Source organism: Photobacterium carnosum, from assembly GCF_021236965.1.
GTDB lineage: Bacteria > Pseudomonadota > Gammaproteobacteria > Enterobacterales > Vibrionaceae > Photobacterium > Photobacterium carnosum.
Genome location: NZ_WMDN01000021.1, coordinates 25,237 through 50,215, shown reverse-complemented (window position 1 = coordinate 50,215; position 24,979 = coordinate 25,237). Strand labels below are relative to the sequence as shown.

Here is a 24,979-nt window from a genome sequence, read left to right as displayed (position 1 = left end):
AATTAAATCATATGGTTATTACAATTATTATTCTTTCCACATAAAAAAACGGAGCCCGAAGACTCCGTCTATTTAGAGGTTTATTCCAACACCTATTTATGCGTTATTGTTAAGGCATCGCATCAAGTTCTTCGCCTTCTTTATCGATTGGCGTTGGCATTAAGTGCTCTCGGGTAATACCCAATTTAAGCGCTAACGCGGATGCCACATAGATTGAAGAATACGTACCGATAGTAATACCCAGCAATAAAGCTAATGCAAAACCTTGAATCATCGCACCGCCTTTTAAGAACAAGGCAATCACAACAAACAAGGTGGTACTGGAAGTAATTAATGTTCGACTTAATGTTTGAGAAAGTGAACAGTTCATAATTTCTCCAGCCGTTTGCTTACGCATCTTACGGAAGTTTTCTCGAATACGGTCAAACACCACGATGGTATCGTTAAGTGAGTAACCCACTACTGTTAGCAATGCTGCCACAATAGTTAAATCAACTTCAATTTGTAATATCGAAAAAATACCAACGGTAATGATAATGTCGTGTGCTAACGATAACACCGCACCAGCTGCTAGACGCCATTCAAAACGCACCGAGACATAAAGTAGAATACAAAGTAGTGCAATTAAAATTGCTAAGCCACCCGCTTCTGCCAATTCATCGCCCACATTAGGACCAACAAATTCCACTCGGCGCATTTCAACTTGCTGACCGGTTCCGGTTTTTAAAGCATCAATGATCTGGTTGCCCAGAACTTCGCCTTTAATACCATCACGAGGTTGTAGTCGTACCATAACATCGCGTGCAGTACCAAAATTCTGCACAATTGCATCGCCAAAACCTGACTCTGCTAATGATTCTCGAATTAATGGTAAATCCGCCGGATTTTTAAAGCTCACTTCAATTAGCGTACCGCCAGTAAAGTCTAAGCCCCAATTCAATCCTTTGGTTGATATTGTCGCAATAGAAGCAATAATCATCATTAACGAGAAAATAAACGCTAACTTTGACCAACGCATAAAGTCAGTAACTTTATCTGTATTCAATAATTGTTTCATTTATGCGTCCTCCTAAATTGACAACTTATCTACGCGTTTGCCGCCATAGACTAAGTTAACGACAGCACGAGTACCGACAATCGCAGTAAACATCGACGTCAAAATACCGATCGATAATGTCACTGCAAAACCTTTAATTGCACCTGTGCCAACAGCAAACAAAATAATCGCTGTCATTAAGGTGGTGATATTGGCATCAGCAATGGTACTAAACGCATTGGCATAACCTTGTTGAATCGCTTGCTGAGGACTTCGCCCATCACGTAACTCTTCACGAATACGTTCAAAGATAAGCACGTTAGCATCAACGGCCATACCCACGGTTAATACAATCCCGGCAATACCTGGCAACGTCATGGTTGCACCAGGGATCATCGACATTATGCCAATAATTAACACTAGGTTCATCATCAATGCTAAGTTCGCGATCAAACCAAAACCACGGTAATACAATAAGGTAAATAGCATTACAGCGACCATGCCCCAGATACACGCCTGAATACCCATATCGATATTCTGTTGACCCATAGATGGACCAATGGTGCGCTCTTCAACAATTGAAATCGGTGCAATCAACGCACCTGCACGTAATAACAATGCAAGGTTGTGCGCTTCTGGCTGTGAATCAATACCTGTAATACGGAAGTTACGTCCAAGTGCCGTTTGAATGGTCGCTTGGTTAATCACTTCTTCGTGTTTTTCAAGAATGACTTTACCTTCAGAGCTACGATTACCGCTGTCTTTGTACTCAGTAAATATGGTGGCCATTAATTTGCCAACGTTATTACGTGAGAACGCCGTCATTTTGCTACCGCCTTCGGTATCAAGCGAAATATTCACCTGAGGACGTCCATATTCATCAGCACTTGATGTTGCATCTGTAATATGAGAACCCGCCAGAATAATACGCTTTTTCAATACCGCAGGACGACCATCACGGGTCATCTTAACTTCACTGCCCGCAGGAATTCGTCCCGCAGCAGCGGCCGCAAGATCAGCATTACTATCAACTTCACGGAACTCAAGCGTTGCTGTTGCGCCTAAAATTTCTTTAGCACGCGCAGTATCTTGAACACCCGGTAGCTCAACCACAATCCGGTTAGCACCTTGGCGTTGTACTAATGGTTCGGCAACGCCTAATTCATTAACACGGTTACGTAAAATCGTAATATTTTGATCAACAGCATAATTACGAATTTCATGAAGGCGGGCTTCAGAGAAACTAGCGATTAATACAAAACGTCCTTTCGCGTCACTTTCAGTAAAGATCATATCGGGATGAAGAGGCTCTAATACTGCTTTTGCCTGCTCAAGTTGAGCGGCATCACGTAAACGTATAGAAACCGTTTCTTTACTTTTATCAATGGCACGATAACGAATTTTATCTTGGCGTAGTTCAGTTCTGAATGTTTCTTCTTGCTGACCTAATAGCTTTTCCATCGCTGCATCCATATCCACTTCCATAAGGAAATGAACACCACCACGCAAGTCTAAGCCAAGCTTCATCGGTGTAGCACCAATAGCTTCTAACCAAGAGGGCGTTGAGGGTGCAAGATTTAGTGCAACAATATATTTGTCGCCTAACTCACTATTAAGAATATCGCGGGCACTAATTTGAATATCAGTATCTTTAAAACGGACCAATATAGAGCCATTTTCAAATACAACTGACTTATAGGGGATATTGTTCTTTTTTAAATCTTCGGTGACAGTATCCAAAGCGTTCATAGTAACTGAGGCGCCACGCGCCCCAGTTATTTGAATCGCTGGATCTTCACCGTATACGTTGGGAAGTGCATAAAGCAAACCTATGATTAGCGCGAACAACACTAACAAGTTCTTCCACAGAGGGTATCGGTTAAGCACTGCTATGATCCTTCAAAGCGAATGTTTTTTACAGTCTTATAAAGACTTCATTGTGCCTTTTGGCAAAACGGCGGTAATGAAGTCTTTTTTAATAGTCACTTCAGTATTGTCGTTTAGCGCAATAACAATGTAATCACTTTCAGATGAAGACTTTGTAATACGACCTAAAAGACCACCATTTGTCATTACTTCATCGCCTTTACCCATCGAGCTCATTAGCGTTTTGTGTTCTTTAACACGCTTAGCTTGTGGACGGTAAATCATGAAGTAAAAAATTACAGCAAACAGACCCAGCATAATGAATAACTGGTATGGTGAACCACCTGCAGATGCACCTTCAGTTGCAGCATTTGCTTGAGAGATAAAAAAGCTCATTTATAACGTCCTCGATTTATTATGATTTATACAATTTGAAATGGTGGAACTTCACGATCACGACGCGCATAGAATTCTTCTACAAATGCATCGAAACGATCTTCGTCAATCGCTTTACGGATACTTGCCATCAAACGCTGGTAGTAACGTAAATTATGGATTGTATTTAAGCGTGCACCTAGAATTTCGTTACATTTATCTAGATGATACAAATACGCTTTTGAATAATTTTTACAAGTGTAACAGTCACACTCAGGATCTAGTGATGTAGTATCTATTTTATGTTTCGCATTACGGATCTTGATCACACCGCCAGTCACAAACAAGTGTGCATTTCGAGCATTTCGCGTCGGCATTACACAGTCAAACATGTCGATACCGCGACGTACACCTTCAACAAGATCTTCTGGCTTGCCGACACCCATAAGGTAACGGGGCTTGTCTGCTGGTAATTTTGGACAAGTATGCTCAAGAATACGGTGCATATCTTCTTTTGGTTCACCAACCGCCAAACCGCCAACCGCATAACCATCAAAACCAATGTTGGTTAAACCTTCAACTGAAACATCACGTAGATCTTCATATACACCACCTTGAACAATACCAAATAAGGCATTTTTATTTTCAAGTTCATTAAAGTGGTTACGACTACGTTGAGCCCAACGAAGAGACATCTCCATCGACTTCTTAGCTTCGTCATGAGTCGCAGGGTATGGCGTACATTCGTCAAAGATCATTACGATATCAGAACCAAGATCTTTTTGAATTTCCATCGACTTTTCAGCGTCCATGAAAATTCTGTCACCGTTTACAGGGTTACGGAAATGTACGCCCTCTTCAGTGATTTTACGTAATGCACCCAGACTAAATACTTGGAAGCCGCCTGAATCGGTTAGGATAGGGCCTTTCCATTGCATAAAGTCATGCAAGTCACCGTGCATCTTCATCACTTCTTGGCCAGGACGTAACCACAAGTGGAACGTATTACCAAGAATGATTTGTGCACCTGTTTCTGCAACTTCTTCAGGTGTCATGCCTTTAACAGTACCGTAAGTACCTACTGGCATAAATGCTGGCGTTTCCACCGTACCACGTTCAAACTGCAAGCGACCGCGACGTGCGCGACCTTGAGTTTTATCTAATTCAAATTTCACAAGACCTCCAAAAGCCAGAGAAACAATCTGACGATATTCCCATCATGGGATTAAGCCCCACAGGCTATTGCCTGATCAGCCACAAAAATAATGGCCGTTAATAACGGCCATTGTCGCTCACAACATTAGCGTTACTCTAAATAACCGTAACGATAAACTGGAGCAAAAAAGTATTTATTATGTTGTAAATGCTATAGAAATAAATTTATATCATATAGCAGAGACAACAAAGGCTGCAATTGTAACAAAAAGCAGCCTAAATACTTAATTTTTAATAAGTGTTAACGTTATCGATATCACACATTTTTACGGGTAATAAACATCGAGTCGCCATAACTAAAGAAACGATATTGATTAGCCACTGCTTGATGATAAGCATTCATGGTGTACTCATAACTAGCAAATGCACTCACTAGCATAATCAGTGTCGATTCAGGTAGGTGGAAATTAGTAATTAATACATCTACTAGCTGGAACTGATATCCAGGAAAAATAAAGATGTCTGTGTCACCAAAGAAAGGTTTTAGCTCAGTACCCTTTTTGATCGCATCTTGTGCCGCACTTTCTAGTGAGCGTACAGATGTCGTACCGACCGCAATAATACGACCGCCATTAGCGCGGGTTTCATTAACCGCAGTAACAACCTCTTCAGGCACTTCAACATATTCTGAATGCATGTGGTGATCGTTAATATCATCAACACGTACTGGCTGGAATGTTCCAGCGCCAACATGCAAGGTCACAAAGGCAAAATTAACGCCTTTCGCTTTTAGATCAGCCATCAGCTTCTCGTCAAAATGCAAGCCAGCCGTCGGTGCAGCCACCGCGCCAGGTTTAGCGTTATAAACCGTTTGGTAACGCTCTTTATCTGCATCTTCATCTGGGCGATCTATGTATGGTGGTAATGGCATATGCCCCACCTGATCTAAAATCTCTAAGACGGTTTTATCGCTGTTAAAATGAATTTCAAATAACGTATCGTGGCGAGCAACCATTACCGCAGAAAACTCACCATGCTCACCTAGTAACAATTCCATACCAGGCTTTGGTGGTTTAGATGCGCGCACATGAGCAAGAATGGATTTATCATCCAGCATTCGCTCAACTAACACTTCAATTTTACCACCAGACGCTTTATGACCATACATACGCGCAGGAATAACACGGGTATTATTAAAAACCAATAAGTCCCCAGCCTCAACCAGATCTAACACATCTTTAAAACCTTTATGTGCTAATTCACCCGTATTGCCTGTCATATGTAGCAAACGACTCGCGGTACGCTCAGGTTGTGGATAGCGAGCAATTAGCTCATCTGGTAACTCAAAATCAAAATCAGAAACTTGCATCGTAATACGCCTTAAATAACAGCAAGCGAACATTATACTTAACTCCACCACAGATGCGAAACCCCGAAGCAATTAATGCCTATTTTCGATGCCACCATTGTTCCTAAATAATCTACGTTACCTTTATTGAGCCATAATAGATGATGTTTAATCATTACTAACATGTGAAATTTATGACCACTGTCATGGGATAATCTTCCATAATTCGCTACATTCAAAAGAGTCAATTACAAAATAATATCTTAGCGATTAGATAAAAGACGGAGGTTTCTATGTTTACTGTTGCCGATATGATGACACTAAAGCCGCATACATTGTCACGCAATGACACCTTATTTGATGCCAAAGAAATGATGCAAACCCAGTCTATTCGTCATATCCCCATTACTGACGATAATCATCACTTACTGGGATTAATTTCTCAACGAGATGTCCTTGCCGCTCAAGACTCTAATTTAAAATCCATTATCGCCAGTCACTCACATTCACCGTTAGAAGCTTTACTTGAACATTGCATGAACCGTAATATTTTTAGTGTCGATAGCCATGCTGGCCTTAAAGAAGCGGCACTGTATATGCAAAAACATCAAATCGGTTGTTTACCTGTGCTTGAAAATAAACAATTGGTGGGAATTATTACAAATAGTGATTTTGTTGCGATTGCAGTGACGTTACTAGAGATGCAAGATGAAGTAGATCCTATAGAACAAGACAACCTTGATGAACTTGGTGATATCGATATAGCCCGTGACTTATAACCACCACTAAAAAGGGAGCATCATGCTCCCCTCGATAGATTAATTTCCGTAGATAATACGTTTACTTAAACTGTTCTTCTTCAGTTGATCCTGTTAAAGCCGTCACTGACGAATTACCACCTTGAATGGTGTTAGTCATAATATCAAAGTAACCCGTTCCTACTTCTTGCTGATGGGCAACAAAAGTATAACCTTTATCAGCCGCTTCAAATTCAGGACGTTGTACTTTTTCAACATAATGACGCATCCCTTCACCCTGTGCGTAAGCATGAGCAAGTTCAAACATGTTGAACCACATATTATGGATACCTGCCAAAGTAATAAACTGGTACTTATAACCCATGTTGGCTAATTCTTGTTGGAATTTAGCGATGGTTTCAGCATCAAGGTTCTTTTCCCAATTAAATGACGGTGAACAGTTATAAGCCAATAACTGATCAGGGTATTGCTCATGAATCGCTTCAGCAAATTTACGCGCTTCTTCTAAACACGGCTTAGCGGTTTCACACCAAATTAAATCCGCATAAGGTGCATACGCCAAACCACGCGAAATAGCCTGATCAATCCCCGCGCGAACACGATAAAAACCTTCGGCTGAGCGATCGCCAATAATAAAATCTTTATCATATAAATCACAATCAGACGTTAATAAGTCTGCAGCATTCGCATCAGTACGTGCAATCACTAACGTTGTCGTTCCCGCCACATCAGCAGCTAAACGTGCCGCCACTAACTTTTGCACCGCTTCTTGGGTTGGAACTAATACTTTACCGCCCATATGACCACATTTTTTCACTGATGCTAATTGATCTTCAAAGTGAACCCCAGCGGCACCGGCTTCAATCATATTACGCATTAATTCATACGCATTTAGCACCCCACCAAAACCCGCTTCTGCATCAGCGACAATCGGCAAGAAATAGTCAATCCCATCCGCGGGTGAGCCACCATTAGACCATTGAATTTGATCTGCACGACGAAACGAATTATTAATACGTTTTACAACCGCAGGTACTGAATCTACTGGGTATAAAGACTGATCAGGGTACATTGCTGAGGCGGTATTATTATCTGCCGCAACTTGCCAACCCGATAAATAAATCGCTTCAATACCCGCTTTTGCTTGCTGAACAGCTTGTCCCCCCGTCAAAGCACCGAGACAGTTAACATAGCCTTTTTTAGCACTACCATTAACCAGTTCCCATAATTTTTCAGCACCACGTTGAGCAATAGTATGTTCAGGAATAAACGAACCACGAAGATTAACCACCTCTTCTGCGGTATAAGTACGCTTGACGTGTTTCCAGCGTGGATTTTCAGCCCAATCTTGTTCTAGGGCAGCAATTTGTTGTTGGCGAGTTAATGTCATTATAATATCCCTCTAATCACTTGGCGGTAATCCGTTATTACACTAAATAGTCATAACCTTTTAAGGTCAGGAAGTTGTCTAACTCATCACTAGTGGCTAAGTGCGACATTAAATAGGTAGCCTCATCAAAACGTCCATTTTCAATTCGCTCTTGGCCTAACTCTTGTTGCAACACTTGCATTTCTTCAGTCAACATTTGTGCAAATAAGGCTTTAGTAACCACTTGACCATTAGATAAAGTCTTGCCGTGTTTTATCCATTGCCAAATTGACGCTCGTGCAATTTCAGCGGTTGCCGCATCTTCCATCAAGCCATAGATAGGCACACAACCATTACCTGAAATCCACGCTTCAATATATTGCACCGCCACTCGAATATTATGTCGCATACCCGCTTCTGTTCGCTCTCCATCACAAGGGGCTAATAATTCAGCCGCTGTAATTGGCGCATCGTCTTCTCGACTAACATTCAATTGATTAACACGTTGATCGAGTACATCGTCAAAAATAGCGCGCGCAGTATCGGCTAATCCTGGATGAGCAACCCATGTGCCATCGTGACCATTATTTGCCTCAAGCGCTTTATCTGTTTGAATCTTATTTAACACCCATGCTTGTTGTTTGGGATCTTTCGCGGGAATAAATGCCGCCATACCGCCCATCGCTAATGCGCCACGACGATGACAAGTACGGACTAATAACCGTGAATAAGCATTAAGAAATGGTTTTTCCATGGTCACCACTTGGCGATCAGGTAAAATACGATCAGGGAAATTACGTAAGGTTTTTATATAGCTGAAAATATAATCCCAACGACCACAATTAAGCCCAACAATATGTTCTTTAAGATTGAACAGTATTTCATCCATCTCAAACGCAGCCGGTAAGGTTTCAATCAATACCGTCGCTTTAATAGTACCGCGAGTTAAACCAAATTGGTCTTCAGTAAAACTAAAGACATCACTCCACCATGCTGCTTCTCGAGCAGATTGTAATTTGGGTAAATAGAAATACGGGCCACTGCCTTTGGCTAATAACGCTTGGTGGTTCAAATAAAAATACAAAGCAAAATCAAGTAATGCGCCAGGAATAGGCTGACCATTCCATAATAAATTTTTCTCAAGTAAATGCAGACCACGGACACGACAAATCAATACCGCAGGATCATCATCAAGCTGATATAACTTGCCTGTTTTAGGATGGGTATAACTGATAGTGCCGTTAACTGCATCACGTAGATTCTGATGACCATCAATAATCGCATTCCAAGTCGGAGAAAATGAATCTTCAAAGTCAGCCATGAATACTTTTACATTGGCATTTAATGCGTTAATCACCATTTTACGATCGACAGGACCGGTAATTTCAACGCGACGATCTTGCAAGTCATGGGGAATATTTTGTATTTTCCACTCAGACTCTCTGATGCAACGCGTCTCCGGTGAAAAGTCAGGTAGTTGACCACGATCAATCGCTAATTGCTGCAATTCACGGGCCTCTAACAATAACGGTACTCGTTCAGCAAAACGTTCAACTAACTGCGCAATAAACAATAATGCATCGGTGGTTAAAATTTGCTGTTGTTGTTCCGTCAACGGGTGCTGCAGTAATAACTGAGAATGATCGTTTGCTTGAATGGCTGTATCTATCATATGCGCCTCCAGCATGTAACTTAATCACTACTTTTATCAATAACAAAAGCAATGATTTCCTGTTGAATTATTTTAAGCGTATGTTTACGTTGCCGTAACCTTGCTTGGAATGCAAATAATACTGATTTATTCCATTACAAAATAAAAATAAAAATCGTTTAAATTCAATTAATTAAAAAAGCATAACCACTATGTAATATACTTAATTCCTAATATTCTTAGCCATTAACTCGGAATTTAGATTTATTGAAAAATAATGCTTTTTTGTATGCAGTTACGTAATTAAATTACACTAAACCTGTTTTTCGCCATTATTTGAAAATAGTTTAAAGATAAATGTCCCGATACATTTTGGCTGTAACATTATGATTAATAAACAATTAATTAGAATAAAACAACAGGATTAAATAAATAAAATAATCGAATAACAATACAAACAAATGCCTAATTTGTAAGAAGAAATATATTAAATCAACAAAACAGTAAGTTATAGATAATTCACTCAATAATAGAATATGTTAATTATTTGATAACAATTAACATATTCAACTAAAAACCACTAAAAATAACAACTATCAATATTAAAGATAATAAAAAAGCCTGAACAATCATAATAAGTACGTAGATATTACAACGTCTTATTAAGAATAAATTCAGGCTTATTATGCCACCAGCAACAATTAAATAGATTTACAATAAACTTTTAACGATATCACCTAACTTTTCAAAGGTGGCAGTACGGCTTGATGTTGGTCGCCATACTAAACCAATCTCACGATAAGCATCTTTACCTGGTGGCTCAATAACGACCAAATTTTGGTTCTCTAAGATGCCATGTTTAATTGCCATCTGTGGAATAAAAGTCATGCCTAAGCCATTAGCAACCATTTGTACAACAGTGTGTAAACTCGTGGCTGTAAATGGATTAATTTTCTCTTTCGCCGTCAATTGACATGCCGATACCGCATGCTCAGTTAAACAATGCTCTTTCTCTAATAAAAACACAGATTTATCAGGCAAGTCGGCATAATGTAGCGGCATCGTTACTGAAGATGCTTGTTGTTTACTGATCACCATCTTAAACGCATCACGCCCGACAACTTTACTTGCCATCCCATGAATATCAACAGGTAATGCTAAAATTAACACATCCATTTCACCATGTTGCAGCGCTGCTAATAAGTTGGTAGTGGTATCTTCACGTAATAATAAATTGAGCTTAGGATATAGCACATTCACCTGCTGTACTAAACCACACAGCAAAAATGGCGCTATGGTAGGAATACAACCAACCCTTAGTGGCCCTTCCATACCATCACCACAACAACGAGAAAGCTCTACCAAATCGCGGCTGCACGCTAATAACTCTCGTGCTCTTTCTACCACTTGTTCTCCCATTGAGGTAAACACTAAGGTTTTAGCCTTTGTATCCCGTTCAACAAGATGGCAGTCAAGTAACATCTCAAGATTTTGAATACCAGAGCTTAGTGTCGACTGGCTCACAAAACACCGTTTAGCCGCTTCGCCAAAATGGTGTGTTTCCGATAGAGTAACTAAATAATGTAGCTGTTTAAGTGATGGAAATTTATTCATCGTATTTTTCGATTACTTTAATCTGTTTATTCCGCTTTTTTCAATTTAACAGTTTAGCTATAGTTTGTCTCGTCCAAGTATGGAGCCCGCCTAAAAAGGTTGGCAAACCCCGATATTTAAGGAGCACCAAAATGGTACTAGTAGGTCGTCAAGCACCAGATTTTACTGCTGCAGCTGTTCTAGGTAACGGCGAAATCGTTGATACATTCAACTTTGCAGAATTTACTAAAGGTAAAAAAGCAGTAGTTTTCTTTTACCCACTAGACTTCACTTTCGTATGCCCATCTGAGCTTATTGCTTTTGATAAACGCTTTGAAGATTTCCAAGCGAAGGGTGTAGAAATTATTGGTGTTTCAATTGATTCACAGTTCTCGCACAACGCATGGCGTAACACTGCTATTAAAGATGGCGGTATCGGTCAAGTTAAATACCCACTAGTTGCTGATATTAAGCACGAAATCTGTAAAGCTTACGATGTTGAGCATCCAGAAGCGGGTGTTGCTTTCCGTGGTTCTTTCCTTATCGATGAAGACGGCATGGTTCGTCATCAAGTAGTTAACGACTTACCATTAGGTCGTAACATCGATGAAATGCTACGTATGGTTGATGCATTGAACTTCCACCAGAAGCATGGCGAAGTATGTCCTGCACAGTGGGAAGAAGGTAAAGCAGGTATGGACGCATCACCAAAAGGTGTAGCGGACTACCTATCTGAGCACACTGCAGACTTAGGTAAAAAATAATTACCTACTAACACCATGCTCACGGTGTTATGAATTGCATTAGTGCTACATAGAGCCAAAGTCAGCTCAAATAAAAATAGAATGAGGCCCGGAATATACCGGGCCCTTTTTTATCTCGCGTTTTGCCTCGTTATTTCATTTTCAACCAACCGCACATTATCAATCACCGCTGTTCGCCCCTTCTGCAATAATCTTCTACACTGAATACCCTCTTAAATACCATACTGTTAATAATCAATGACTATTCAACTTGAAGTTTGTATCGATAATCTTGAATCGCTTCATAATGCGCAACAAGCGGGTGCAACCCGTATCGAACTGTGCTCATCGTTAGCGCTCGGTGGACTCACACCTAGCGCTGGGTTTATGTCTGCCACCGCTAAATATGCCACCATTCCTGTTTATGCGATGATCCGTCCTCGCCAAGGTGATTTTTTATTCAGCAGTGACGATGTTGAAATAATGCTGACAGATATTTTTGCCGCGAAACAGGCAGGATTACAGGGAGTAGTTGTCGGCGTATTAACCGCACATGGCTTAGTGGATAACGACATTCTTACTAGTCTCGTTAAACAAGCTCAGGGAATGGGGATCACCTTTCATCGCGCCATCGATCAATGTGTTGAGCCAATGGCAGCACTTGATACGATTATGGCGGCTGGCTGTGAACGCATTCTCACTTCTGGTTTACAAGCCAATGCTTATGACGGTATTGGTATGATTAACCAAATGCATCAACACTGTGGTAATCACTTGAAAATTATGGCGGGCGCGGGCGTCAATAGTCATAACGTGCGTGACATCATTGCTCGAACAGGCATCAACGAGATCCACCTTTCGGGTAAAACCACGCGTCCAAGTCATATGATTACAGTTGCAAAACAAGCGCATATGGGTAGCGCTGATATTGACGATTTCGCCATTCCAATCACGGGAATCGCAAATATAGCGGCAGTGGTGGCTCAACTTAAGCTGTGATAATCATTGCCACCACCAACAAAAACGAGACGTATCATCTTATTTAAGATCATCACGTCCCTTTTTATTTTTACGATATCGCTTAATTTTAGTGTCGCTACAACATAAGCAATATTTGTTGCTAAAGCATATTTTTAATGTCTTCAGGGTTAGTGTGGCGAATATCTTTGCCCTGTACAAAATAGATAATATATTCACAAATATTTTGGCAGCGATCCCCCACCCGTTCAATGGAACGCGCAGCCCACATTACCTTCATCACATTCGGTATTGAATTAGGATCTTCCATCATATAAGTCATTAATTGGCGTATGATCGCCTCATATTCACGATCAATACGATCATCTTCTTGATACACTTCAATCGCCGCTTTTACATCCATTCGGGCAAAAGCATCTAAGGTTTCATGCAACATTCGCACCGCGTGTTGGCCTAACGATTCCAATGAAACTAATAAGTTATATTGCTTATTGGTGAAATTTTCCGATGCCACTTTTGCAATACTTTCAGCAACATCACCAATACGCTCTAAATCAGTAATGGTTTTAATAATCGCAATCACTAACCGTAAATCACTGGCGGTCGGCTGACGCTTGGCAATGATACGCGTGCAAGCTTCATCAATGGCCACTTCCATCGCGTTAACTTTATGATCGTCTCTAATCACCCGTTTAGCTAATTCTTCATTTTGTTTATGTAATGCTTTTAAGCTATCTGCTAACTGCTGTTCAACCAAGCCCCCCATGGCTAACACATGGGTTCGAATACTTTCTAATTCATGATTGAACTGACCTGAAATATGACGGCCAAGGCTAATTGTATTTAACATGCTGTCGATCCTTAACCATAACGCCCGGTAATATAATCCTCAGTACGTTTTTCTTTGGGAGTGGTAAATATATCATTGGTACTGGTATATTCCACTAGCTCACCCATATGCATAAAAGCGGTTTGATCGGAAACTCGCGCCGCTTGCTGCATATTATGAGTGACGATGATAACGGTATATTTTGCTTTAAGCTCATTAATCAACTCTTCAATGGTCAAGGTTGATATCGGATCCAAGGCTGATGTTGGCTCATCTAATAATAAAATCTCAGGTTCAATCGCTATTGCCCGCGCGATCACTAATCGTTGTTGCTGACCGCCTGACAAACCAAATGCATTCTCATGCAACCGCCCTTTTACTTCATCCCACAATGCCGCTGAACGCAGTGAACTTTCAACCGCATCATCAAGCACGCGGCGATCGTTGATCCCTTGCAATCGCAGTCCGTAAACAACATTTTCATAGATTGATTTAGGAAAAGGATTGGGGCGCTGAAATACCATTCCAACTTGACGCCGCAGCGCTGCAACATCAACCTTTTTATCATACACATTCTGACCATGAAGCATGACTTTACCGTCAATATGACAGCCATCAATCAGATCATTCATGCGATTAATACAGCTCAATAACGTTGATTTACCACACCCTGAAGGACCAATAAATGCAGTAACTTGGCCTTTAGCAATCCGCATGTTGATATCAAATAATGCCTGCGTTTGACCATAATGGAGGTTTAAACCTTCTATCGACAATGCGGTTTTATCTTCGGCTAATAGCGATAAATCTAATGGCTCAAATAACCCCATTGGTGGGCGGTCAGTAAAGAGCGAACGATCGTTATACATAGTTGTTCTCATCTTATTGATACTTAGGGTTATTGCTCTAAAGCGCGGAATTTTTCCCGAAGGTGATTACGAATAGCAATAGCCGTTAAGTTTAAACTAATAATAACCGTGACTAATAGAAACGAGGTTGCGTACACTAATGGGCGCGCAGCTTCAACATTAGGACTTTGAAAGGCAACATCATACACATGAAAGCCTAAGTGCATGAATTTTCTATCTAAGTGTACATATGGAAAATGCATATCTAGCGGCAAGGTCGGGGCCATTTTTACTACCCCCACCAGCATTAATGGCGCTACTTCCCCTGCCGCCCGTGCAACAGCAAGAATCAATCCAGTCATGATAGCTGGGCTCGCCATCGGCAATACAATCCGCCATAAGGTTTCCGCTTGTGTCGCGCCAAGTGCTAACGAACCATTACGTACTGAACTTGGAATACGGGCTAACCCTTCTTCGGTTGACACAATAACTACTGGTAAAGTCATGATAGCGAGTGTTAATGCCGACCATAAAATGCCCGGTGTACCAAAGGTCGGGGTCGGCAATTGAGCAGAGAAGAACACATCATCAATAGTGCCGCCAACCATATAGACAAAGAAGCCCAACCCAAACACACCATACACAATTGACGGTACCCCCGCGAGATTGATCACTGCAATACGAATTAAATTTGTAAACCGATTATTACTGGCATATTCATGTAAATAAACCGCAGCAAGTACCCCTAATGGTGTCACCATAATACTCATTAATAACACCATAAACACCGTACCAAAGATGGCTGGAAACACACCGCCTTCGGTATTTGCTTCACGTGGTGCTTCAGATAAAAACTTATAAACTTGATGGCCCCAATGTTGTACTTTTTCAAGCCACGACAAATTATTGGGTTGCCACATATCCAACACTTGCATCATCGGAATCGTAACATTAGCGCCACTTTGATCGCGTAACACTAGCGCGTCAGTGTCTAATTGCCCTTGTAATGCAAATAGTCGATTTTCAATGTTTTTATAAATCGTATTGTAATTGGCTTGCTCACGATCGATACGTTGTCCATCCGCCACAGTGAGCTTACCGCGTAATTCTAAGCGGCGTTTTTCAATGCGTAACCGTTCTAAATGCCAGTTAATATTGGCAATCTCATTATTTTGTAAAGATCGCAATTCCGAACGAACTTTATTGGCTTGTGCTAACGCTATCGTAAGTTGAGATAAAGGTTGAGGTTCACCGCCTTCAATTACACTGACTGGGTAGCCATAGAACTTACCATTGCTTTCACGATCAACCACCGCAATATTATTGGCGATTTGTTGATGAATGATTTGAGTGCTTAATACGGTTAAGAAATCGAGTGTACCCTGACCACGATTACCGGTTTTAATTAAATAACGCGGCACACTGTCTTCAGTAAATTGACTAACATCGATACCCGCATCTGCCAATTGATCCACCGGCACCATGGTACGTTGATAGAGTTCACCAATAACGACTTGCGGCTTACCATTGAGATTAACATCAAACTGATACACGGGTGCGGGCCAAAAATAACTCAAGCCTTTATAGCCAATTAATAACAATAAACCGAGTACAGCAACCAAGCTCAAGCTGACGGCACCCGCGGTTAACCAAATCCATGGCGAACCAGATTTAAACCATTTAATCATTGCTGTATCACTTATTATAACGAACTGTATTTTGCACGTAGTCGTTGACGAACAACTTCAGCAATCGTATTAAATACAAAGGTAAATACAAACAGTACAAAGGCGGCCAGGAATAACACTCGATAATGCGAGCTACCCACTTCTGATTCGGGCATTTCAATAGCGATGGTGGCTGCTAAGGTGCGTAACCCTTGCAGTAAGTTCCAATCCATAACAGGGGTGTTGCCCGTTGCCATTAATACAATCATAGTTTCACCGACTGCGCGCCCAAGTCCCATCATGATCGCAGAAAAAATACCGGGGCTAGCAGTGAGTAACACCACTTTAGTTAAAGTCTGCCATTGGGTTGCCCCTAAAGCTAATGAGCCTTTGGTCAAATGCGCTGGCACTGAGAAAATAGCATCTTCGGCAATAGTAAAAATCGTCGGAATAACCGCAAACCCCATCGCGATACCAACAATAAGCGCATTACGCTGATCATAACCGATACCTAAATGGTTATTTAAATAGCCTTGTAAATCACCATTAAAAAACTGCGTTTCAATCCACGGACTTAAACCAAAACAACCATAAGTTACCGCTATAATCACCGGGATTAACAAGGCAATATGAAAACCATTGGGAACACGTGATCGCCATTGTCCGGGCAGCATTGACCAACTCCAACCAACCACAATAATAGCCAACGGTAACAACACAATTCCAAGCGCTATGCCTGCTAAATATTGCTCAACAATAGGCGCTAACCATACCCCCGCTAGAAATCCCAAAATAACGGTAGGTAAGGCTTCCATCAATTCAACCGTAGGTTTGATCACCCTTCTGACTTTATTTGACATAAAATAAGCAGTATAAATCGCGCCAGCCAATGCTAATGGAATCGCAAAAAACATCGAATAAACCGCCGCTTTCAGCGTCCCAAACACGATCGGTACTAGGCTTAATTTCGGCTCGAATTCATCACTGGCAGAGGTGGATTGCCATACATAATCAGGTTCGGCATAACCTTCATACCATACTTTTTGTAATAACGATGATAACCCAATATCGGGATGCGCATTTTTAACTTGGTAACTCTGCAATTGCCCATTATCGAGCGTTACTAATAAATTCGCTTTAGGAGAAATGGCAATATCAGTCGGTACTTTAGTGAAGACTTTATCTTTGTATATAACTTTACGCTCGGCAGTGTAATAAGCCGAGGTCGTGCCGTCTTTCTGAATCGCAAAAAAGCCTTTACGGTAATATTCAGGCACAATTTTAACTAATGGGCTCGCCGAAAAATGAAACGTTCTGACACTGATTAACTGACGCTTTCCTTGTTTTACCACTTCAAACCATTGCGAAATCGTATTATCAGAATTGGTAATCAATAATGAATTTGCGCCAGACAACAGGGTAATCGATACTGGCTTACTGTTACCTGTAGCAATATTTTCAATTTTACGCAGAAAAGCCGTGTTAGCGGTTAACTTATATAAATATAAATTGGATCCACTCAACACATACAGCGTCTTACCATCTGGGGTTAATTGAAAATCATCAATTTTAGCGGGGGTATTAGTAATCTCAAACCGCTGCTGTTGCCATCCATTCGCCCGTTGCACCACATTTTCGGGCAGTAATAAGCTCAACCCATAAAGTTGATTAGTCGCCGTTTTACCGACCACAATAGTACGATCATCACGCCCAGAAATAGCTAATTGCGTGATGGTCTCTCCTGCGGGAGCAAGTGCTAATGGCGTTTGACCAAAAGGATATTGAATGCTGGGTTGTAAGTGCTTATTTGCCTCAGAAAAAGTAAGTTCAAACGCAGGTTTAACGATCTTAACCTGTCCTTGTGCCGTAGCATAAGCCACCATACCATCACGCGGCAAACTCACCGCATACGCAGTCGGATTTTTAATGATCGTCTGTTGTTTTAGTATGGTTGCTGATGGCGATGGTGAGTGTAGATCGACAAAAATAACCTTACCATCGTGACTAAAACGATAAGCAATCTTATTACTGTCATCAACCCCTAACAACGCTGTTTTGCTGGTTACAGATAATGATAAGTGCTGTTTAGGATTAACAGCAACAGATGAGAAAATAGGCACAATCACATACAGTAAATAAAAGAAAATCAGCATCAAGGTGATCAAAACAAAAATACCCCCCGCCGTCACGCCGACGCGAGTTAATTGATCTTTCCCTCGACGAAAACGATTTTCTTTCCTTAGTAATGTGCTGGCGTTTGCCATTATGACCTCTAACCTATTTATACGCTCAAAAGTGTATTGCTATTTAATGACAGATTTATGACAAAGACCATTGTGATGATGATTTGAGTTGGCTAAACCGTATTTTACAGCCATGCTTAAAAACAACCACTCTAATAAACACCATCATCATGTTATAGCGACAAGGACTGACCTAATGAAACAACTGATTGTGACCATTATTGGTAAAGACAAACCAGGGCTTGTAGAGCAGTTATCCGATACCGTCTACTTTAATCATGCCAATTGGCTCAGCAGTTCACTTAGCCAACTTGGCGGGCAGTTTGCAGGAATAATACAAATAGACGTTGCAACGGAACACTTTCAATCACTTCGCCAAGCATTAACTGACATTGAAGCATTACACATTCACATCGTAGAAGATCACACTCAAACCGTGACCACTTATGTCACTCAACAGCTTACCGTAACAGGTAATGATCGTCGGGGCATAGTAAAAGAAGTAACTCGCCATTTAGCCCAACTTGGCGTCAATATTGCCAAACTTAAAACCAACACCCAAAGCGCACCTAACTGGGGCTACCCTATTTTCGTGGCTGAATTTCAGTTACACACTCCCCTTGAAATCAATGCAGCCATTATTCAACAACAATTAGAACAGTTAGCTGATGATTTAACTGTCGATATTGAAACAGTTAGCTAAATCAATCAGATGGCACCAACTCAAACAATGTAACGCGAATCGTGCTGCTTTAACATGCCATGGTAAACATCTGTGATAAATAAGAACATTTAACCATGCTACACAATGTCGGTTTTACGCTGTTTTAATAACAATTAAGAGTAACCGCGCTGTTGGCTGATTTCATTACACTTTTAACAAAATAGACATGTTCTATTTTGGCTATTCTAGCGGATGAAAACATATTAAAACGAGGCTTATAACCTCGATTTTAAATGAAGCTCATTAGTTGGTGCGTATAAATAGATTAAATGTTAAATACCGTCTAAAAAGACGGTATTTTTATCCAATAATCATCCGAACAATTCAGAATGAGAACCGCATCTAACTAATATCAGTTCTTTTAATTCCCAATCGACATCCCATATTAATAAAAAATCAGGTTGAATATGGCATTCCATATGAGGTTTCCAATCCCCTTGTAAAAGATGGGGTCTGTATTGCTCAGGAACTGTACCTGTTTTTATTAAGTGACTATCAATTAACTCTTTGAGTAGAGAAGTATTATATCGTGTATTTTTAGCCGCTTTTTTTAAGTCCTTTTTAAAGGAGTTTTTTACTCTAATTTTTAACATCACTACAGCCTAAGACATCACTAAACAAATCACTTGCTGAGCTATATTCATCTTTAGTGACTGGTTCTTTCATTGCTTTTAGTGTTTCTCTATTCGGCATCTTAAGTTCGATTGGAAATTCATTACGTAATTTTATTTGGCTTAAAAAAATACGAATAGCATCTGACATACTCATACCTAATTCGGATAGAATTACTTCAGATTCATGCTTTAGTTCACTAGAGACTCTAGCTCTAACTATTTCTGTTTTCATTATTTGTACCTCGTATGTGCTACATTATTATAAAGAGTAACAAAAAATGATGCTATTAGCGATCTTTGTTATATCTGGACGTTATCGTGTATCAGTTCACATAAAGATCTAATATGTTAAATACCGTCCAATTTAAGGCGGTATTTTTGCATGAGAGGTAGATTTAAAATAAATGTAACATTAGTTACGGTATTGTACCGTAACTACAGAAAGGGCGATTAAGATGGCTAACGTATTAAAAAATGAGCGTTTAAAAGATCACCTGTAAAAGATAATTACACAGAATTATTTACAGGATCTGTAGATTCAATTAATAAGTACAACCCTCGCGAATAGACATAAGTTCTAATGCCCATACAAGACATCAAAATCAGGAATGTTCTGCTCCCAAATAGGCAAATCTTCGCCAACAATTGACTTTAGAATCTCGATAAATCGCTTCGTTTTAATAGGTGCATCTCGATGTGGGTACACCGCATAAATAGTTCCAAAATCATCAATATTCAAATGGGTCATAATAGGTATTAGTTTACCTTCAATAATCTCATTATTAATCATTTGCGCAGAAACAACTGCCAGTGTATTTCCCGCTAATACACTTTTTACCATCATTTCTACATCATTAACTTTATAAATAGCATTAAGCTTAAATTGATGTTCGTTATTATTTTCATCAAGATAGCTAAATTTATCAATTAATAATCCCGGAGCCGAATAAATAGTTGCGGGTAATGTTTCTAATCTTTTAATTGTCTCTATTTTTCCGTGTTGTTTAATAAAATCAGCAGAAGCGACAATTAATAAACGACTTCGAGCAATATTTCGCGAGATCAAACTTGAGTTTTTAGCCTTACCAATACGAAATCCAATATCAAAACCTTCTTGCACTATATCAACCATTCTATCTTCTAATCTAAGTTCACACTTCACATCAGGATACTGCTGCTGAAAAATAGAAATCGCATCTTGTACATATTGACGACCAAACATCATCGAACTGGTGATCTTCAATGTTCCTTTTGGTTCTGAACGATAATTTTGAGTTAAGCGATGAGTATTTTCTAGTAGTTCTCGCAATTGCCGCGCTTGATTTACCATTTCACTACCAACAGCGGTTAACGATAACGAACGCGTAGTACGATTAAGTAAACGAACTCCCAACTCCTTTTCTAAACGGCTTATCTGTTTTGATATTACAGAGCGATCTATATTTTTCTGCTCTGCCACATTCGTAAAAGACCCCAGCTCTATCACTTCGAGTAATAACAATAAACGATTAGAAAAATCCATATAAGCCTTATAAGAATAAAGAAACAAGCCATTGGTGCAATATTAGCATCAATCCTATGCCATTATTGGCATTTTTCTCATCTAATAAATTGTTTATAGTTAACTCAATGACGAAAAGGAAGTCATTTAACGTTACCGTATTTAGCGAGCCTAGTAGGCTATTTAGAGGAAATTATTATGAAAACATTATCAATTACTAGCCACGGTGGTATCGCAACAGTAACCATCAATAATCCACCAGTGAATGTAATAACTATTGATCTCATTAACGAAATTAATGCATTTGTGCTTTCTTTAAAAGATGACCGTGATACAAAAGTAGTTGTGTTTAAATCACTGCACGAAACGTTCTTTTTAGCACACCTTGATCTTAATGTGATTAACGGTACCCAAGGTGGACAAGCGGCTTCTATTGAGTTTAGCCACATGATCATGAACATCAAAGCAATGAAGCAAGTCTCTGTTGCCTTGGTTGATGGTGTTGCTCGTGGTGGCGGTGACGAATTTGTAATGGCATGTGACCTTTCTTATGCCACTGAAAATGCAGCTTTTGCTCAACCAGAAATTCACGTCAATATTCCAACTGGCGGTCAAGGCGCAGTTCAGTACGCAAGAAGAATGGGCAAAAACAAAGCCTTACAAGCGCTACTATTAGGTAACGATTTCACGGCACAACAAGCTGAAAAACTAAATATTATTACTCAGTTTGTACCTAAAGCAGAAATGGATGCCTTTTTAGAAATGACACTTGGCATCATTAGCAGCTTAGAAATTCGTGATATCGTGATGTACAAAGAAATCATCGCAGCGTCAATTACAGACGAAACCGCAGGCGCAGAGCTAGAGTTACGCTACTTTTTAGAGCGTGCAAAAGAAGAAAAAACCGCGATGATTATCTCTACATTTCTAAAACATGGCGGACAAACTGAGCGTGAAGCAAAAGATATGCAAGGTATCTTTATGGACACAGCTGCCGAATTATCAAAATAATAGAAATAAATAACGCCCTGAGTAAATCTCTTTATTCAGGGTGGTTTCTATTACCACGCAAATTACTGCCATTTTTCTTCAGATCATTTATTGGCTGTTCCGTAAATAAATTTCATATTAACGCGCCGCAACAACCTTAACACCAACCTCAATCTTTCAACCCCAACTTCATCATGTTTTCATTCACAATCGCGACAGGTAATGGAATATAACCGTCTTTTTGCACTATATTCTGACCATCACTGGATAAAATAAAGCGTAAGAATTCTTGCTCCATCGGTGCGAAGGCTTTGTTAGTGCGTTTTATAAAACATTGTACATTTTACAATTAAATATTATTTTATGCATATTATAATTTATTTTTATGCAGTAAAAACGAAATTATAATATGCATTAATTAATAAATTATTTTTTTTCAACAGTGATATATTCACGAACACTTTTATATTATTATAAGTTGTAATATGATCTCAAATATTAATCAACCTATCGATTTGTCATCACTTAATACCATTACTGAAAACACAAGTAATAGAAAACATGGTAATACAACAAGCTATACAGGTAGTAAAATATTAAATAATGCCACTATTTTACCTGGTGGAAAATTAGCAATAACAGAAAAAGTTATTGCTAATAATACTATAGCCAAAGGCACAACTGATCGCACATCAGGAAAAGGTGCTTATTTCTACATTTCAGGTAATGCAAAGTCAAACAATGCAACTATTGGAGACAATGCTTCTTTAAATGTTGGGGATGTTAGAAAACAAGAAGATAAGAATGGCCATCGGATACCTTTATCAGATCAGCTAACTAAAAACAAAGCTTATGCGATTAAAACTCACTTATTAAAGGGTGGCGTTTTATGGACAGGTATTAACTCTATAACAAAAAACACAATCAATAATGGAGGAATTCTGAATGAATATTACGGCTCAGTTTCAGGATCTATAAATACCAACAGAGGAAGAGAATATACTTTTTCACCAGTAATATCTTCAAACTCAACATTTAATCATAGTTATGATTATGTTGGACTCAGAGACAAAAAAGGAGGAATTCAAAATAATGTATCCGCCGAAAAAAATAGTGTTATTAATGTAACTAACGATGGAACAATAAATAATATAAAAAGTATCGATAGCACCATAAATTCAAGTAACAAAGGAACAATTAATAATATTGATAGTCAGCATAGTATTATTAATGTTAAAAATGGTGGTATTGCTTCTCATATTATAGCTACCGAAAATAGCATCATAAACAATGAAAATATCATTAAAAATAGTAATACATTAACAAATAGCACCTTGAATATGGATACAAAATCAAAAGCTGATACCGTAATTCTAAATAATTCATTAATTAATATTAATGGAACATCAACCATTTCAAACATTATAAGTAATAACGATAGTAATACGATTTCATTTACAAAAAAAGCACCTATCACCTTAAACTCGAATACAATTACGGGCAACTACACCGTTAAAATGTCATCAAACTTAGATACTTTTTCAACTGATTTAATTAATGTAAAACATCAAATAAAAGGTAATTTAAAATTAGATTTCAACGGATTAGGTAAAACAGGTAGAAATACTATAGGTAATGGTATTAAAGTCATTAACAATGAATCACAGTCATCTAGTCAGCATGTAACAATGGCAAAACCTATTAATAGAGGTATGCTCGTCTACAATTTAAAAAATATTAATAATGATTATTATATTCAATCTTCACTAAACAAAATCAACTATGTTAATGTTTACACCCCATTAGCACTATCTAATTATTCATTATCAAATACCGGTAGTTTATATCAACGCCAAGGCGCATTTATTGACCCCAATAAAAATAATATTTGGGTGAAATATAATTCAAAAAAACAAAATGTTAATGATGGCCAACTATCAAGTAACACATTAACATTGGGATATACATTTTATAATAATAATCACAGCCAAAAACATGTTGATTCTGGATTAATGTTAAATCTTGGGAAGTTGGATTTTTCATACAATGGTGAAACAAACAATACTGATGCAATAAGTTTATATAACTATACAACAATAAAGAAAACAAACTATTACTTTGATTTTGTAAATGGCTTTGGATTATATAAATCAAAAATAAATCCATCAATATCAACTAATAGTGAATCTTTTGATTCGAAAATATTTACATCTTCTATTGAAACTGGCTATTTTTTCAAATATCACAAATTTAATATAATTCCTCAAACTCAATTAATATATCAAAACTATAACCAAAATAGTTATAATTTAGTAGGCTATGAGTCTGATACTAAAATGGATACTGTTAAACAAAATAATATTATTGGTAGGGTCGGTGTTAATATTAATCGGGATTTTAAGGAAAAATATTTGTATCAACCATTTATTCAACTTAGTGTCTATAATAAATTCAACAAAAGTCACAACATTACCGCAACAGATATTAATGTTAGTCAATTCGCTACAATAAAAGATGAAAAAACTTGGCTTAATGTTACTGCGGGGATCAATGTTAAGGTGTCACAAAAAGCGAACATATATGCAGATGTAATTTATGACCATAATAATATCAATGAGTTAATTGCATACCGCTACAATTTTTAATTATCAAGTTCAATAAAGTCAGACTACATTAAAAGAAGAAGTTAAG

General features: G+C 38.9%; 22 protein-coding genes. 6 read left to right on the top strand and 16 right to left on the bottom strand.

The window, feature by feature from the left end; translation table 11 throughout:
- Positions 1-109: 109 nt before the first annotated feature.
- The 5 genes from secF to queA all read right to left on the bottom strand — a co-directional run bounded on the left by secF (position 110) and on the right by queA (position 5,801).
- On the bottom strand, positions 110-1,057 hold the full coding sequence (secF, locus tag GLP24_RS16090) for a protein translocase subunit SecF (RefSeq protein ID WP_101770164.1): 948 nt from the start codon (positions 1,055-1,057) through the stop codon (positions 110-112).
- A 12-nt stretch (positions 1,058-1,069) separates the two neighbouring features.
- Positions 1,070-2,923: a protein translocase subunit SecD gene (gene secD, locus GLP24_RS16085; protein WP_232616259.1), complete on the bottom strand. Its 1,854-nt coding sequence runs from the start codon at positions 2,921-2,923 to the stop codon at positions 1,070-1,072.
- Positions 2,924-2,959: 36 nt separating this feature from the next.
- Positions 2,960-3,298 (bottom strand): preprotein translocase subunit YajC, encoded by a 339-nt coding sequence (gene yajC / locus GLP24_RS16080; RefSeq protein WP_101770162.1) that lies wholly within the window; start codon positions 3,296-3,298, stop codon positions 2,960-2,962.
- A 26-nt stretch (positions 3,299-3,324) separates the two neighbouring features.
- Entirely contained in the window at positions 3,325-4,452 is a 1,128-nt protein-coding gene (gene tgt, locus GLP24_RS16075) for a tRNA guanosine(34) transglycosylase Tgt (protein WP_101770161.1), read from the bottom strand.
- Positions 4,453-4,748: 296 nt separating this feature from the next.
- On the bottom strand, positions 4,749-5,801 hold the full coding sequence (gene queA / locus GLP24_RS16070) for a tRNA preQ1(34) S-adenosylmethionine ribosyltransferase-isomerase QueA (protein ID WP_232616258.1): 1,053 nt from the start codon (positions 5,799-5,801) through the stop codon (positions 4,749-4,751).
- A gap of 272 nt (positions 5,802-6,073) precedes the next feature.
- Here queA and GLP24_RS16065 point away from each other — a divergent pair, with 272 nt between their 5' ends.
- The gene (locus tag GLP24_RS16065; RefSeq protein ID WP_101770159.1) at positions 6,074-6,559 is read left to right on the top strand and encodes a CBS domain-containing protein; all 486 of its coding nucleotides are present in this window, start codon (positions 6,074-6,076) and stop codon (positions 6,557-6,559) included.
- A 61-nt stretch (positions 6,560-6,620) separates the two neighbouring features.
- On the opposite strand, the gene aceA is transcribed toward GLP24_RS16065, so the two are convergent.
- From aceA to GLP24_RS16050, 3 genes are all read right to left on the bottom strand, one after another.
- A complete protein-coding gene (gene aceA, locus GLP24_RS16060; RefSeq protein WP_101770158.1) occupies positions 6,621-7,928 on the bottom strand; it encodes an isocitrate lyase in 1,308 nt (435 codons plus the stop codon).
- 37 nt (positions 7,929-7,965) lie between these two features.
- Positions 7,966-9,579, bottom strand: a complete 1,614-nt coding sequence (aceB, locus tag GLP24_RS16055) for a malate synthase A (RefSeq protein WP_232616257.1) — start codon at positions 9,577-9,579, stop codon at positions 7,966-7,968.
- Positions 9,580-10,269: 690 nt separating this feature from the next.
- Positions 10,270-11,172, bottom strand: a complete 903-nt coding sequence (locus GLP24_RS16050) for a hydrogen peroxide-inducible genes activator (RefSeq protein ID WP_101770156.1) — start codon at positions 11,170-11,172, stop codon at positions 10,270-10,272.
- A gap of 131 nt (positions 11,173-11,303) precedes the next feature.
- Here GLP24_RS16050 and GLP24_RS16045 point away from each other — a divergent pair, with 131 nt between their 5' ends.
- Positions 11,304-11,915 (top strand): peroxiredoxin C, encoded by a 612-nt coding sequence (locus GLP24_RS16045; RefSeq protein WP_101770155.1) that lies wholly within the window; start codon positions 11,304-11,306, stop codon positions 11,913-11,915.
- Positions 11,916-12,152: 237 nt separating this feature from the next.
- Positions 12,153-12,893: a copper homeostasis protein CutC gene (locus GLP24_RS16040; protein ID WP_232616256.1), complete on the top strand. Its 741-nt coding sequence runs from the start codon at positions 12,153-12,155 to the stop codon at positions 12,891-12,893.
- A gap of 121 nt (positions 12,894-13,014) precedes the next feature.
- Here GLP24_RS16040 and phoU read toward each other — a convergent pair whose 3' ends face one another.
- The 4 genes from phoU to GLP24_RS16020 are packed head-to-tail and all read right to left on the bottom strand — an operon-like array spanning position 13,015 to position 18,480.
- On the bottom strand, positions 13,015-13,722 hold the full coding sequence (gene phoU / locus GLP24_RS16035) for a phosphate signaling complex protein PhoU (RefSeq protein WP_045037146.1): 708 nt from the start codon (positions 13,720-13,722) through the stop codon (positions 13,015-13,017).
- An 11-nt stretch (positions 13,723-13,733) separates the two neighbouring features.
- A complete protein-coding gene (pstB, locus tag GLP24_RS16030; protein WP_407951513.1) occupies positions 13,734-14,570 on the bottom strand; it encodes a phosphate ABC transporter ATP-binding protein PstB in 837 nt (278 codons plus the stop codon).
- A 29-nt stretch (positions 14,571-14,599) separates the two neighbouring features.
- Positions 14,600-16,237, bottom strand: coding sequence for a phosphate ABC transporter permease PstA (gene pstA / locus GLP24_RS16025; RefSeq protein WP_232616255.1), 1,638 nt, complete (start codon positions 16,235-16,237; stop codon positions 14,600-14,602).
- A gap of 14 nt (positions 16,238-16,251) precedes the next feature.
- Positions 16,252-18,480: an ABC transporter permease subunit gene (locus tag GLP24_RS16020; protein WP_232616254.1), complete on the bottom strand. Its 2,229-nt coding sequence runs from the start codon at positions 18,478-18,480 to the stop codon at positions 16,252-16,254.
- Between the two features lie 175 nt (positions 18,481-18,655).
- Here GLP24_RS16020 and GLP24_RS16015 point away from each other — a divergent pair, with 175 nt between their 5' ends.
- On the top strand, positions 18,656-19,162 hold the full coding sequence (locus tag GLP24_RS16015; RefSeq protein WP_232616253.1) for a glycine cleavage system protein R: 507 nt from the start codon (positions 18,656-18,658) through the stop codon (positions 19,160-19,162).
- A gap of 332 nt (positions 19,163-19,494) precedes the next feature.
- On the opposite strand, the gene GLP24_RS16010 is transcribed toward GLP24_RS16015, so the two are convergent.
- The 3 genes from GLP24_RS16010 to GLP24_RS16000 all read right to left on the bottom strand — a co-directional run bounded on the left by GLP24_RS16010 (position 19,495) and on the right by GLP24_RS16000 (position 21,319).
- Complete coding sequence (locus tag GLP24_RS16010; protein ID WP_065193595.1) at positions 19,495-19,776, bottom strand: type II toxin-antitoxin system YafQ family toxin; 282 nt, start codon at positions 19,774-19,776, stop codon at positions 19,495-19,497.
- Complete coding sequence (locus GLP24_RS16005) at positions 19,763-20,029, bottom strand: type II toxin-antitoxin system RelB/DinJ family antitoxin (RefSeq protein WP_101770309.1); 267 nt, start codon at positions 20,027-20,029, stop codon at positions 19,763-19,765. Before GLP24_RS16005 ends, GLP24_RS16010 begins: the two co-directional genes overlap by 14 nt.
- Positions 20,030-20,374: 345 nt before the next feature.
- Positions 20,375-21,319 carry a LysR family transcriptional regulator gene (locus tag GLP24_RS16000; RefSeq protein WP_232616252.1) on the bottom strand — a complete coding sequence of 315 codons (945 nt, stop codon included), beginning with the start codon at positions 21,317-21,319 and terminating at the stop codon, positions 20,375-20,377.
- A 177-nt stretch (positions 21,320-21,496) separates the two neighbouring features.
- Here GLP24_RS16000 and GLP24_RS15995 point away from each other — a divergent pair, with 177 nt between their 5' ends.
- Positions 21,497-22,309, top strand: a complete 813-nt coding sequence (locus GLP24_RS15995; protein ID WP_232578196.1) for an enoyl-CoA hydratase/isomerase family protein — start codon at positions 21,497-21,499, stop codon at positions 22,307-22,309.
- A 148-nt stretch (positions 22,310-22,457) separates the two neighbouring features.
- Here the strand turns inward: GLP24_RS15995 and GLP24_RS19880 are convergent, their stop codons facing one another.
- Positions 22,458-22,586, bottom strand: coding sequence for a hypothetical protein (locus tag GLP24_RS19880; RefSeq protein WP_265576742.1), 129 nt, complete (start codon positions 22,584-22,586; stop codon positions 22,458-22,460).
- Positions 22,587-22,773: 187 nt separating this feature from the next.
- Here GLP24_RS19880 and GLP24_RS15990 point away from each other — a divergent pair, with 187 nt between their 5' ends.
- Positions 22,774-24,933: an autotransporter domain-containing protein gene (locus tag GLP24_RS15990; protein WP_232616251.1), complete on the top strand. Its 2,160-nt coding sequence runs from the start codon at positions 22,774-22,776 to the stop codon at positions 24,931-24,933.
- The last annotated feature ends 46 nt before the right edge of the window (positions 24,934-24,979 follow it).